This is a genomic window from Clostridium sp. (assembly GCF_051654825.1).
In the GTDB taxonomy this organism is placed as follows: domain Bacteria; phylum Bacillota; class Clostridia; order Clostridiales; family Clostridiaceae; genus Clostridium.
The window spans coordinates 37,314-50,655 of record NZ_JBOFYU010000238.1 but is presented as its reverse complement, the minus strand read 5'-3'; the positions used below and the strand labels follow the sequence as shown (position 1 = coordinate 50,655).

At 28.0% G+C, this 13,342-nt stretch carries 13 protein-coding genes; 8 read left to right on the top strand and 5 right to left on the bottom strand.

Translation table 11 applies throughout. From position 1 onward, the window contains the following. Positions 1-135 precede the first annotated feature (135 nt). Positions 136-996, bottom strand: coding sequence for a ComEC/Rec2 family competence protein (locus tag ACRDBA_RS14555; protein WP_438573653.1), 861 nt, complete (start codon positions 994-996; stop codon positions 136-138). Between the two features lie 239 nt (positions 997-1,235). Here ACRDBA_RS14555 and ACRDBA_RS14550 point away from each other — a divergent pair, with 239 nt between their 5' ends. Together ACRDBA_RS14550 and ACRDBA_RS14545 are read left to right on the top strand one after the other, a co-directional pair. Continuing rightward, positions 1,236-1,946, top strand: coding sequence for a lysophospholipid acyltransferase family protein (locus ACRDBA_RS14550; RefSeq protein ID WP_438573652.1), 711 nt, complete (start codon positions 1,236-1,238; stop codon positions 1,944-1,946). Between the two features lie 455 nt (positions 1,947-2,401). Continuing rightward, the gene (locus ACRDBA_RS14545) at positions 2,402-4,144 is read left to right on the top strand and encodes a phosphoenolpyruvate carboxykinase (RefSeq protein WP_438573651.1); all 1,743 of its coding nucleotides are present in this window, start codon (positions 2,402-2,404) and stop codon (positions 4,142-4,144) included. A 30-nt stretch (positions 4,145-4,174) separates the two neighbouring features. Here the strand turns inward: ACRDBA_RS14545 and ACRDBA_RS14540 are convergent, their stop codons facing one another. Then, entirely contained in the window at positions 4,175-4,381 is a 207-nt protein-coding gene (locus ACRDBA_RS14540) for a DUF378 domain-containing protein (RefSeq protein ID WP_438573650.1), read from the bottom strand. A gap of 68 nt (positions 4,382-4,449) precedes the next feature. Continuing rightward, entirely contained in the window at positions 4,450-4,917 is a 468-nt protein-coding gene (locus ACRDBA_RS14535) for an Lrp/AsnC ligand binding domain-containing protein (RefSeq protein ID WP_438573649.1), read from the bottom strand. Between the two features lie 250 nt (positions 4,918-5,167). Here ACRDBA_RS14535 and ACRDBA_RS14530 point away from each other — a divergent pair, with 250 nt between their 5' ends. Further along, a complete protein-coding gene (locus tag ACRDBA_RS14530) occupies positions 5,168-5,500 on the top strand; it encodes a hypothetical protein (protein WP_438573648.1) in 333 nt (110 codons plus the stop codon). 44 nt (positions 5,501-5,544) lie between these two features. Here the strand turns inward: ACRDBA_RS14530 and ACRDBA_RS14525 are convergent, their stop codons facing one another. Further along, entirely contained in the window at positions 5,545-6,579 is a 1,035-nt protein-coding gene (locus tag ACRDBA_RS14525; protein WP_438573647.1) for a CehA/McbA family metallohydrolase, read from the bottom strand. Positions 6,580-6,694: 115 nt separating this feature from the next. Between ACRDBA_RS14525 and ACRDBA_RS14520 the strand changes: the two genes are divergently transcribed. The 5 genes from ACRDBA_RS14520 to ACRDBA_RS14500 all read left to right on the top strand — a co-directional run bounded on the left by ACRDBA_RS14520 (position 6,695) and on the right by ACRDBA_RS14500 (position 10,568). After that, the gene (locus ACRDBA_RS14520; RefSeq protein WP_438573646.1) at positions 6,695-7,195 is read left to right on the top strand and encodes a gamma carbonic anhydrase family protein; all 501 of its coding nucleotides are present in this window, start codon (positions 6,695-6,697) and stop codon (positions 7,193-7,195) included. A 14-nt stretch (positions 7,196-7,209) separates the two neighbouring features. Beyond that, positions 7,210-8,052 carry a CvfB family protein gene (locus ACRDBA_RS14515; RefSeq protein ID WP_438573645.1) on the top strand — a complete coding sequence of 281 codons (843 nt, stop codon included), beginning with the start codon at positions 7,210-7,212 and terminating at the stop codon, positions 8,050-8,052. Positions 8,053-8,379: 327 nt separating this feature from the next. Beyond that, the gene (locus ACRDBA_RS14510; protein ID WP_438573644.1) at positions 8,380-9,192 is read left to right on the top strand and encodes an amino acid ABC transporter substrate-binding protein; all 813 of its coding nucleotides are present in this window, start codon (positions 8,380-8,382) and stop codon (positions 9,190-9,192) included. A 35-nt stretch (positions 9,193-9,227) separates the two neighbouring features. Next, positions 9,228-9,869, top strand: a complete 642-nt coding sequence (locus ACRDBA_RS14505) for an amino acid ABC transporter permease (protein WP_438573668.1) — start codon at positions 9,228-9,230, stop codon at positions 9,867-9,869. An 18-nt stretch (positions 9,870-9,887) separates the two neighbouring features. Continuing rightward, the gene (locus tag ACRDBA_RS14500) at positions 9,888-10,568 is read left to right on the top strand and encodes an amino acid ABC transporter ATP-binding protein (protein ID WP_438573643.1); all 681 of its coding nucleotides are present in this window, start codon (positions 9,888-9,890) and stop codon (positions 10,566-10,568) included. A gap of 42 nt (positions 10,569-10,610) precedes the next feature. On the opposite strand, the gene ACRDBA_RS14495 is transcribed toward ACRDBA_RS14500, so the two are convergent. After that, positions 10,611-13,223 (bottom strand): cation-translocating P-type ATPase, encoded by a 2,613-nt coding sequence (locus tag ACRDBA_RS14495; RefSeq protein ID WP_438573642.1) that lies wholly within the window; start codon positions 13,221-13,223, stop codon positions 10,611-10,613. Positions 13,224-13,342 lie beyond the last annotated feature (119 nt).

The window sequence follows — 13,342 nt, the reverse complement described above, 5'->3', positions numbered from 1 at the left end:
ATTTTAAGAAGTTTCTTCTTAAATGATAGATGCTCCCAAAAGTGTTTTTGGGAGCATCTATCATTTATATGAAAATGGGGGAGTTATAATAACTATTTTATGTATTTAGTAGATAAGAGTTACAAATATAATAAATTATTTTTTATTTAAATTAACTCCATCTGAATAAATTACTATTGAGCCTTCTTTATCAGTTCTAAATATATTAATGTTTTTTTCTTCTAATAGTTTAATTATTTGCTTGTTAGGATGATTATAAGTGTTATTAGATCCTACAGAAATTACAGCAATTGAAGGATTTACTGAATTTAAAAATTCGGTAGATGTAGAAGTAGTGGATCCATGATGTCCAATTTTTAATACATTAGCTGAAATATCCATATTATTTAATAACACTTCTTTTTCAGATTCTTTTTCAGCATCGCCAGTAAAAAGAAATGAATTATTACCATGAGTGATTTTTATTATAGGAGAGTAGTTATTAGTGTTGTCACCATAGTTATCTTTGATAGGTGATAATATTGATACGCTTGTATTATTACCAAGATTTATGGAAGTAGTATTTGCCTTAATTATATTTATTTTAAGTTTTTTTATAATAAGTTCTTCAACCATTTTTTCAAATACGCCAGTTGAAGCTTGAACTTTTGGAGCATAAAACTTACCTATATTATATCTTTTTATTACTTCAAACATGTTTCCTATATGATCTTCATGAGGATGGGTTGCAATAACATAATCTAAATTTTTTAATTTAAGTGAATTTAAATAGGAAAAAAGCTTTTCTCTTGAATCTCTAGGACCAGCATCGATTAGTAGATTTTTATTATTTACATTAATAAGAATAGAATCTCCCTGTCCTACATCTATGAAATGAACGGTCATATTAGATGAGGTTTCTCCACTTGTAGCTTTTGATGTAGAACAAGATATAAGTGAAAGTTGAACTAGTATTAGAATTAGAATAAGTAAAAGAAGTTTTTTAAAATATTTCATTATTAATTACCTCATAGATATTAGTATAAAAATATATCTTAATTATTGGATATATAAAATGAAAATATACAGGAATTTACTAATAATTTATTATACAATAATTTCTAAATTAAATATGTATAAGTTAAATTTACTTGTATTTAAAATACTAAAAGGTCTAAGGTAAAAACTAATTATTGAAGTATATTTATTATACAAGTATAATTATTTTATATTTAGTGTAAAAGACGGAGGAAAATATGAAAATTTTTAAGGGTATTCATTACTTAGGATATATGATTGTCTTAAGACTAAAGGCAATAAAACTATGGTACATAAGAAAAACAAAGGGAATAGAAGCAGGTCTAGAGTATAGTGGAAATGTTGGTTTAGCTTGGTCTGACTATACGGTAAATAAATCATTACAAATGAACGTGAATATTAAAGGAAAAGAAAATATACCAAATGAAGCATGTTGTTTTATAGGAAATCATACTAGTATTTTAGATATTCCCTTATTAATGGACTCAGCAGGAAGAGCAATGGGGTTCATAGCTAAAAAAGAAATGCTGAAAACTCCTGTCATTGGTTATTGGATGCAACAATATAATTGTGTTCCATTAGATAGAGAAAATCCGAGAGAGGCCATAAAGGTAATTCAGCAAGGAGCTGCAAATTTAAAAAATGGATATAGTATGTGTATTTTTCCAGAGGGAACAAGAAGCAAGGATGGAAAACTTGGTGAATTTAAAAAGGGGAGTTTAAAGTTAGCTACTAAAGCTAAGGCTCCAATAATTCCAGTAGCAATTGATGGGGCATATAGAGCTTTTGAGATTGATAGGAAGTTTAAAACTATAGATATAACAGTAACGTTTGGTAAGCCTATTTATACAGATGATTTAACTAGAGATGAGGAAAAAGAATTAGCAGAAAAAGTAAGAGGTATAATTGCAAAAGAATTAAATCAATAAAAATAACAAGAGGTTGTCATTTTGAAATGGCAACCTCTTATTATTTTCGCTAAAAAACACAAAAGCTTTGCAAGTGGAAGGAGATTTTAATATACGTAAAAAATAAATAGTTATTATTAAAGTATTAAAAAACAACTATTTATTTAAAAAAACGTATAAAATTAATGTTTTTAAAGAGAAAAGAATATTTTTATCACTAAAAATAAGAAAGAAGAGTAATATAGGATTATTAATGTTCGTAAAATATAAATATAAAATTACTTATTTACTAAAAAAACATAAATGTATATGTTTTCTATTAGTTATTTATTCTTAATTTAATAGTAATTTGTGAAAAATGAAAATTTCATCTTTTAAAAATTGCATAATGTGTGATATAATCTAGATAAAGAGAAAGAAATATATTAAAAATGAAATTTTTGTTTAATATAAAATTCAAAAAAGGGGGCAGATTTATGCGTAAAGAATTTTCCATGAGTAATGATAAGATATTAATAAACTTTACAGCTAAATATTGTAATAATTTTGAGACTTTATTAGAAAGTGATGGGTTTAGAAGGGTACTTGAATCATATTTAAGACTTTCAGAAAAGAAGGTATCTTTAAGTTGGAAGTACTTAAGTAAATCTTTAAAAAGTGATGATGTATGTTCAATAAGAAGAGATATATCAAAAATACTAAAATATTGTACTGTAATGAGTGCTAATGAAATAGTTGAGGCTAATGAAGCATATACTTTACTATTTTCAGATAAAGATAGCTTTATAGGATTTATAGAAGATTTCTATTTATTCTGGAGAAGACTAGAAAGATATACAGTAATTCATAATGATAAGGTTCAACAAGGGTTAGCTGCTATGAGCTTTATAGATGCTAATTCAGGGTTCTCAGATCTTATATTGAAGTTATATAGAAAAGTTGAAAAGAACATAGTAGGATATAAGCCAAATGTATTTAGACAATTACCTGCTGGTGGTAACTCTTGTATATTAATAAACAAGGTATTATGGCCAATTCCAAAGGGGTACGAGCTATTAGAAGATATACATTTCATTGATAGTATTCTTTTAGAAACACCATTTATAACTTATCCAAAGAGAAATACTAGAAGTGGTATGTTTGAAGAAATAGATGTAAATCCATTAAAGTATTCATCTTTAAATAAAGATCACTGGTTCTGTTACCCAGCAAAAGTTGGGGAATTATTAGCTTTTGTTTACTTCCATAGAGATTTTATGGAACATGGAGTTACGTTATGTAACTTATTTGAAATGGCAAGAAGTGATGAATATAGAGGCAGAAAGCCAGATATAGTTTATGTATTTGGTGCAAGAGATGAAGATGATGATCATAAAACTGTATTCTACAATGATGAGAAAAATGACATTATGTTAGGATATGTAAATCATTCAGATGCCATTGATTACTTTGGATATATAAAGAAGATGACTTTAACACTTCATAATTTAATTATGATTAAGAGAGGATTCTTACCTATTCATGGAGCTATGGTTAACATAGAATTAAAGGATGGAAAATGTGCAAATGTTGTTATAATGGGAGACAGTGGTGCTGGTAAGTCAGAAAGCTTAGAAGCATTTAGAACATTAAGTGAAGATTATATAAGTAATATGACTATAATCTTTGATGACATGGGAACATTTAAAGAAATAGATGGGAATATATATGGATATGGAACTGAAATAGGAGCATTTGTAAGATTAGATGACTTAGATCAAGGATATGCATTTAAGGAAATAGATAGAAGTATATTTATGAATCCTGATAAAATAAATGCAAGGCTTGTAATGCCTATTACTCCATATAAGGAAATAATTAAAGGGCATAAGGTTGACTTATTCTTATATGCTAATAATTACACTAAAGTTGGAGATGGAAAGTCAATAGAGTACTTTAACTCACCTGAAGAAGCAATTCCAGTATTTAAATCAGGAGCTAGAATGGCTAAGGGAACTACTTCAGAAAAAGGATTAGTTGAAAGTTACTTTGCAAATCCATTTGGACCTGCTCAAAAGCAAGAAGAAACAGATGTATTAATAGATACATACTTTGATGCTATGTTTAAAGATGGTGTTAAGGTAGGTCAAATTAAAACTTGTTTAGCTGTAAAGGGTGAAGAAAAAAATGGACCTAGAGCTGCTGCTTTAGAACTACTAGATATAATTAATAAACTTTAAATAAAAGAGCTGCGTAAAAGTAGCTCTTTTTTAATTTGAATTCATAAATTTATCTTTTGCAAAAAATGATAATGAATAAAGCCCTGCTACGCCTATAACAGCATAGATTATTCTACTAAAAGCACTCATTGTTCCAAAGATAGTATCGACTAAATTAAACTCAAAAAATCCTACAAGTCCCCAATTTACAGCGCCAAGTACTATTAATATAAGTGCTATAGAGTCTAAAATTTTCATAAAAAAACTCCTTTCCATAGGTATATATTAGTATATTAACCTAAAAAGGAGTTTTTTATGCTATTTAATTAAATAGTGATATTTCTATCTATTGGTTGTTCTAATGAAATAAATGTATCTGTTCTTTGAATACCGTGAATAGAATTAATTTTATTTAAAAGTATTTCTTGAAGGTCAGAAATGTTTTTACATATAACTTTAGCAAAAATAGAATAATTTCCAGTAGTTAAATGTAATTCTACTACTTCTTTAATTTTAGATAATTCATCAAATACATTTGGGAATGATGAAGTAGTATCTACATATATACCAACAAAACAACAAACATCATAACCTAGTTTAGGAAGATTTAAAAGAATTCTTGTTCCTTTTATAATTCCTAGTTCCTCCATCTTTTTCATTCTAACATGTATAGTACCACCACTTACGTGACATATTCTAGCTATTTCTAAATATGGCGTTCTACAATCTTTTATTAATAAATCTAGTATTTGAAGATCAAGCTCGTCTAATTGATAGGTTTGACTTAAACCCATAAGAATCACCTCTTATTATCGAATTTATAATTTCTTTTTCTATTTTATCAAATATTGAACCAAAATAGAAGTGAAAAAAATAAATTTAATAAAATAAAAAAGAATAATTAATATTTTGGTAAAAACATACAAAAAGGGCGTACTAACCTATTTAAAGGTTATAAAAAACTTATTATTTAAAATATATATCTTGAAAGTATAAGGGTTTTCTTTTAATATATTATTAGAAGGTAAAAAGGAGGAGTAACATATGAATATATTATCTATAATAATATACTTAGCAATAATGTTTGTTGCAGTTTTCTTAATGTTTACATTAGGTAGAAAATATGTATTTTCAAAAGTAAGAGTTAATAAGTGGATACTTTTAGGTATTTCAATAGCTATATTTTTAGTACAATTTTTCATGAAAATAACTAATCCATGGGTAAATATAGTAGCTACGTTAGTAATAGTATGGTTCTTTGTATGGTTCTTAGATATTCAAGCTACTGGTGGACCTAAAAAGGAAGAAAAGAAAATTGTAATTAAGCCTAAGGCTAAACCAAATAGAGTTAAGCATTTACAAAATAAAGATAAATAATTAAAATTTATAAATAAAAGAGTTGCAAAAAATGCAACTCTTTTTTAATTTAATTCGCTTGTTGTTTCACTTACAGTATTGATAAATATAGGTGAACTAAAGGCAATTCTATTTCCTTCTTGGACCACTTTTATTATATACCAGCTTTCACCTAATTCTATTTTATGTTCATAAAGATATTTTATATGATTTAAATTTATATCAGTGATGTTTTTTACAGTAGTTCCTTTATTAGTAATAATGCTAATTTCTTTTATTCTATATCTAATATCTTCAGCGAAAATTGAAAATTTAATTTTATTAGTTAAAAGGTCTATTTCATCACCCATAAAATTATCATTTACAGTAAAATAAAATTTTAAGAATCTAGATTCTGTAGAATATGTTCGACGAGCTCTAAAAGCATCTGTTAATGCTTTATTAGAAAGTTCATTTCCAATATAAACAGTTAAATTTTCTGAATCTCCAAAGTTAATCTTATGGTTATCTTGACCGTTGATTGCTCCTATTTTCCAGCCTTCATCAAGTAAGTTATAGTAATACTTATCATGCCTTGTATATTTAGCATCGGGATTTCCATTTCCAACTTCAACAGAAGTAATAAGCTTATTTAAAATTGGATTATATGATAATGCTTTTATATTTTTATGAGGGTGATTTATAGAAATAAATGCATTTGGATGATTAAGCATCCAAAGAGCAAGTACCTTAATATCTTTAATAGTACCATTAAAGTAAAGAGAAGAATTAATTATATTAAAATCCCCAAAGATACTTTTACATTCAAATCCTACTAAAGGTAAAAATTCATCATATTTTTTATTCATTTTAGAAGCATAGTAATGAAGGCCTTGCCAACGAGTAGATGAACTATCTTTAACGGATATCTTATTACCTAAAAAGGAATTATGATCAGTTAAAAACATAAAGTTTAACCCTGCTTTTCTTCCGTATTCATAGGCTTCTAAAGGAGTTCCTTTGCCAGTGGAAAAACTTGTGTGACAGTGTGGAATACCATAATAAAACCTTAAGGTTTTTTCATCAAAGCCTTTTACTTCTTTATTTTTCTTTTTTCCCAAAATAAGCCTCTCCTTAATTAATACTCATTATATATATAGTATTAAAGTGCTATAAATAATGACAATAATATTAGAGAATGATAAAATAAGTTTAAAAAGAAAGGGTGAAAAGAATATGATAAAGAGCTTTAATGGAAAAGAGCCTAAAATACATAAAACTTGCTATATTTCAGAAAGTGTTGATATAATAGGGGAAGTTAATATTGATGAAAACGTCAATATTTGGTTTGGAACGAGAATAAGAGGTGATATGAATAGAATTTCTATTGGAGAAAACACAAATATCCAAGAAAATTCAGTAGTTCATGTTGATATTAATTCTGAAACTGTTATTGGGAAAAATGTAACTATAGGTCATGGTGCTATAATACATGGATGTAAAATTTCTGATAATGTTTTAGTTGGTATGGGAGCAATTGTATTAAATGATGCAAAAATTGCCAAGAATACAATTATAGGAGCAGGAGCATTAATCCCTCAAGGAAAGGAATTTGAGGAAGGTGTTCTTTTAATAGGAAGTCCAGCTAAGGTAGCTAGGAAATTAACAGATGAAGAAATTAAAAAAATTCAAGCTTCAGCAGATACATATGTAAACTTAAGTAAAAGTTACTTATAATATTAGGAGGAAAAATGATAAGAATAGGCGAATATAACGAATTAAAAGTTAAAAGAGAAAAGGATTTTGGTTTCTATCTAGGAGATGAAGATAGAGAAGAGGTATTATTACCTAAATCAGTTTTAGAAGGAAACAAAGTAAAAGAAGGAGATGTAGTTACAGTATTTGCGTATAGAGATTCACAAGATAGACCTGTTGCTACATTTAAAAAGCCTTTAGCAGTTGTAGGAGATGTTGCATACTTAAAGGTAGTTAATCAAACTCAATTTGGTGCATTTATTGAATTTGGACTAGATAGAGATATTTTTGTTCCTATAAAAGAGCAAAGATTTAAACTACATACAGGGAATAAATATTTATTCTACATATATTTAGATAAAACAGGAAGATTAGCTGCTACAACTGATGTGGAAAATTATTTAGAAAATGCTTTAGAAGAAGAAAAGGAATTTAAGGTTGGAGATGAAGTAATAGCACAAGTTTACTCAAGAACTCCAGCAGGAACTTTAAATGTTGCTGTAGATTCTAAGTACAAAGGATTAGTTCTTCCAACTGAGTATTATGATGAAGCACATCCAGGAACAGAAATGCAATTAAGAGTTAAAAGATTATATGAAGATGGAGTAATTGGTTTAACTCCAAGAAAAACAAGATTAAGTGAAAGAGAAGTACTTCAAGAAAAGATAGTTAAATATATGGAAGCTAATGGTGGATTTATGGAGTTTAATGACAAATCTAATCCAGAAGCTATAAGAGAAACATTTAAAGCAAGTAAAAACTACTTTAAAATGGCTTTAGGTGGATTAATGAAATCAGGTAGAATAGTTCAAGATGAAGAAGGAACTAGATTACTATAGTATATAGGTTATTATAATATTAAGGGGGACTGCATTTGCGGTTCCCCTTAATATTTTTAGCTATGTTTTGAACTATTATTAATAAAATTCATATTATAAGGTAAGAAGTAATAGTTTAAAAGTAATAGTGTCGGTAAAAACTCATTAGGGAGTTTTGTAAAATATAGTTTATTTATAATCTTCGGAGAAGTTTAATTCTTAATTATTCACTTTTACTTAAACTTGTTTATTGTAATATTTATAAAAGAGGATAAAAAAAGTTGACTTTATTACTTTACTGTGATAAAGTAATAAATAGATAAAGCGGAATAATGAGGAGGAATAAAAATGAAATTAAAGGGATTGATGAAAAAGGTAATAGCAGTATCGTTATTAGGGGGAATGGTATTTGGATTAGTTTCTTGTGGTAATAAAACATCAGAAATAAATTCAATGGAAAAGGACAAGCTTATAGTAGGTTTAGATGATACTTTTGTACCTATGGGATTTAAGGACGAAAATGGAGAGTTAACAGGATTTGATGTTGAACTTGCAAAGGCTGTAGGTGAAAAATTAAATAAGGAAATAGTTTTCCAACCAATAGATTGGAGTATGAAAGAAACTGAATTAAATAATGGGAATATTGATTTTATATGGAATGGATATTCAATAACAGATAAAAGAAAAGAAGCTGTACAGTTTTCAAAGGAATATTTAAATAATAGACAAGTTATTATAACTTTAGCAAACTCAAAGATAGTCACTAAAGATGATTTAAAGGGAGCAGTTGTAGGAGCTCAAAATCAATCAAGTGCAGTAGATGCAATTGAAGCTGATGGAGATATAGAATCTACATTTGATGGTGGAAAAACTGTAACCTTTGAAACTAATAATGAAGCATTTATGGATTTAGAAGCAGGAAGACTAGATGCAATAGTAGCAGATGAAATATTAGCTAAATATTATATAAAACAAAGAGGTGCAGAAAAATATAAGATCTTAGACCAGGATTTTGGAAAGGAATCTTATGGTGTTGGTATGAGAAAAACAGATACAGAGTTAATTGAGGCTTTTGATAAAGCATTCAAAGAAGTAATAGAAGACGGCACAGCAAAGAAGATATCTGTTAAATGGTTTGGTGAAGACATTATAGTAAAGTAATTTTAAAAGTAGTAGGGGGAGTAAATATGACATTAATAAATGATATAGTAGGTCTAATGCCACAAATATTTGAAGGACTTAAAGTAACCTTAGGAGTATTTATATTGACATTAGTACTATCTATTCCGTTAGGCGTAATAATTGCATTAGGAAGATTATCTAAAATAAAAATTTTAAAATCAATTACAGGATTTTATGTTTTAATACTTAGAGGAACTCCCTTACTATTACAAATACTATTTATATTCTTTGGATTACCTTTACTAGGATTTAGTATCCCTAGATTTCCAGCAGCAATACTAGCTATGGTATTAAATTATGGAGCTTATTTTGGAGAAATATTTAGAGCAGGTATATCATCAATAGATAAGGGGCAATTTGAAGCAGCTGAAGTTTTAGGGTTATCTCAAAAGGATATGTTCTTTAGAATAATAATGCCTCAAGCATTAAAAAGAGTTTTTCCTCCAGTTGCAAATGAAGTAGTTACATTAGTAAAGGATACAGCATTAATATATGTAGTAGGATTAGATGAATTATTAAAGGTAGCAAAAATAGCATCTAATAGATTATCTTCTATTATGCCGTTTGTAATTGTAGCAATAGTATATTTAATATTAAATGGATTATTAACTAAAGGTTTAGAAAAAATGGAAGATAAGTATAATTACTATCAATAGAGGAAGAGGTGAATAGATATGCTTAAGGTAAGTGGTATTAAAAAAAGCTTTGGAAATATGGAAGTATTAAAAGGTGTAGATATAGATGTTGAAAAAGGTGAAGTTTTAGTAGTTGTAGGCCCATCAGGTGGAGGTAAAACAACTTTATTAAGATGTATAAATGGATTAGAACATTGTGATGGAGGAACTATTGAAATAGATGGTGAAGCCTTATGTACTAATGGCAACTATGTAGGAAAAGATGAATTTAATAAAATACGCAGAAATATAGGATTAGTTTTTCAAAACTTTAATTTATTCCCTCATATGAATGTATTAGAAAATTTAATAGAAGCACCACAAAGAGTTTTAGGAAAATCAAAGGAAGAAGCAATAAATAATGCAAAGGAAATATTAAATAACTTAGGCTTATCTGAAAAGCTTGAAAGCTATCCGTATGAGCTATCAGGAGGTCAAAAGCAAAGAGTTGCTATAGGAAGGGCGTTAGCATTAAATCCTAAGCTGATATGCTTTGATGAGCCTACATCAGCATTAGATCCAGGGTTAACTGGTGAGGTAGCTAATTTAATTAGAGAATTAGCTAAGGAAGGAATGAGCGTTTTAATAATAACTCATGATATGACCTTTGCTAAAAATGTTTCAGATAGAATTTACTCTATGGAAAATGGAGTATTAAAAGAAGGTTTAATATTTGAATAACAATAAATCCACCCTAAAGTAATAGTAGGGTGGATTATTATTTTACTTATTATTATCTTTTAATCTGAAAAATATCTTAACTATTTCATTTACTACAAAAGGTATTAATGAAATGCCAAGAACTAATCCCCAATCTTTAAGGCTTAAGGCATAAACCTTGAAAATAGAAGCTGTAAAAGGAATAGATATTAATGCAAATTGTATTGATATTCCAAATAGTATAGATAGAATAAGCCATTTGTTTTTAAATATTCCAACTTCAAAAAGTGATTTTGTTTCACTTCTCATAGCTAATGAAAAGAATAGTTGTGAAACACTTAAAACTACAAAAGCCATAGTTTGAGCATGTCTTAGTGAATCAGGATATAAATAGTTACCTAATATAAATGCAAATAAAGTAGTAACACCAATTAAAATACCATTTATAATTAAAAGCACGCCCATTCTTCCAGCGAATAAGCTTTCCTTAGGATTACGAGGAGGCTTATCCATCTCAGTAGAATCACCAGGATCTACACCTAAGGATAAAGCTGGAAAACTATCTGTAATTAAGTTTACCCATAATATATGAATAGGAAGTAGAGGAGCTTGCCAATTAAATAATATTGCTACGAATAAGGCAACAACTTCACCTAAGTTACAACTTAATAAAAATAATATAGATTTTTTTATATTACTAAATATATTTCGTCCTTCTTCAACAGCCTTTACTATAGTAGTAAAGTTATCGTCAGTTAAAACCATGTCAGCAGCACCTTTTGCAACATCTGTACCTGTTATTCCCATAGCTACTCCAATATCAGCAACTTTAAGGGATGGAGCATCATTAACACCATCACCAGTCATAGAAACTACATTTCCATGAGATTTTAAAGCTTTAACTATTTTAACCTTATGCTCAGGAGATACCCTTGCAAATACTCTATAATTACTTACTATTTTATTAAAGTCATTATCAGAATAACTATCTATTTCATTTCCAGACATTGCTTGGGAAATATTTTCGGCAATTCCTAATTCCTTTGCAATAGCTACAGCTGTATTTTTATGATCACCAGTAATCATAACTGTTTTAATCCCAGCTTTTTTACTAACTTCAATAGAGGTTTTAACTTCTTCTCTTGGTGGATCAATCATTCCCATTAAACCAACAAATATTAAATCATCTTCTAATCTATCTATTTTATTAATAGGTTTATATCCTAAAGCTAAAACTCTAAGAGCATCATCAGACATAGCATTTGAAGAATCTAATATTTTTGTTTTAAGTTCATTAGTAAAATCTATAATTTCTCCATTTAATAATATCTTAGAAGATATCCTTAAAATATTATCTATGGCTCCTTTAGTAAAGGAATAGTGTTTATCTTCATATTTATTTACTGTAGTCATAAGCTTTCTATCAGAATCAAAGGGAATTTCATTTACTCTTGCATTACTACAATTTAAGTCATCCTTAAATATATTTAAATTTCTACCTACATCTAATAATGCAACTTCAGTTGGATCACCAGTAGCACATTCATCATTAGAGGTTGCATCATTACAAAGAATCATTCCATAAACTAATAGCTTAGAAGCTTCTTCATTTATATTAATTTCACTTATAGGTTTTATTTCGTTATTTAATAAATATTTTTTTACAGTCATTTTATTAATAGTGAGGGTACCTGTTTTATCAGAGCATATTACATTAACAGATCCAAGGGTTTCAACAGCAGGAAGCTTTCTGATAATAGCATTTTCCTTTATCATTCTTTGTACACCAAGTGCTAATACTATAGCAACTATTGCAGGTAAACCTTCTGGTATTGCAGCAACAGCTAAGCTTATAGAGGTCATAAACATTGCTAAAAAGTCTCTTCCTTGAAACATAGAAATAATAAACATTAATATTGAAATTCCGACAGCTGCAAAACCTAAGGTCTTTCCTAATTGAGCTAGTTTTTTTTGTAATGGAGTAGTATCCTCTTCTTCGGAATCTAGCATTGATGCTATTTTACCTATCTCAGTATTCATACCGGTTCCAATAACAAGTCCAACACCTCGTCCATAAGTTGCTAAAGTAGACATAAAAGCCATGTTATGTTGGTCACCAATAGGTATATCTTCACTTGAGAAAAGAGTCTCAGAAGTTTTTTCAGCAGGCATGGATTCACCTGTAAAGGCAGATTCCTCTATTTTTAAGTTAACAGCTTCCATTAGTCTTAAGTCAGCTGGTATAGATCTTCCTGCATCTATAATTACTATGTCACCAATAACTACTTCTTCAGAGGGGATTTCTTTAATAACTCCATCTCTTTTTACAATAGCTTTTGGAGTAGACATACTTTTTAAGGCTTCCAAAGCTTTTTCAGCCTTAGATTCTTGAACAACACCAATAATAGCATTAACTAAAATTACTATTAAAATAATAATAGCATCACTTATTTCACTCATAAATCCTGAAATTACTGCTGCTATTAAAAGAATATAAATCATAGCATTATTTATTTGAGAGAAAAAAAGCTGAAAAAGAGATTTTTTTTTCTTGCTAATTAATTTATTTTCACCGTTTTTTTCAAGTCTAGCTTTTGCTTCAACAGAAGATAATCCATTTAAAATATCACTATTTACTTCTTTAAGAATTTCTTCTGAACATTTGTTAAACCACATATAACTACCTCCCATATAAAATATTAAATAAAACAAAAACGAATTAATTTATTAACAAAAAGAATCATTAATATTATATATATAATTAATTAGTTAATATGTTAATAAATAATTTGTAA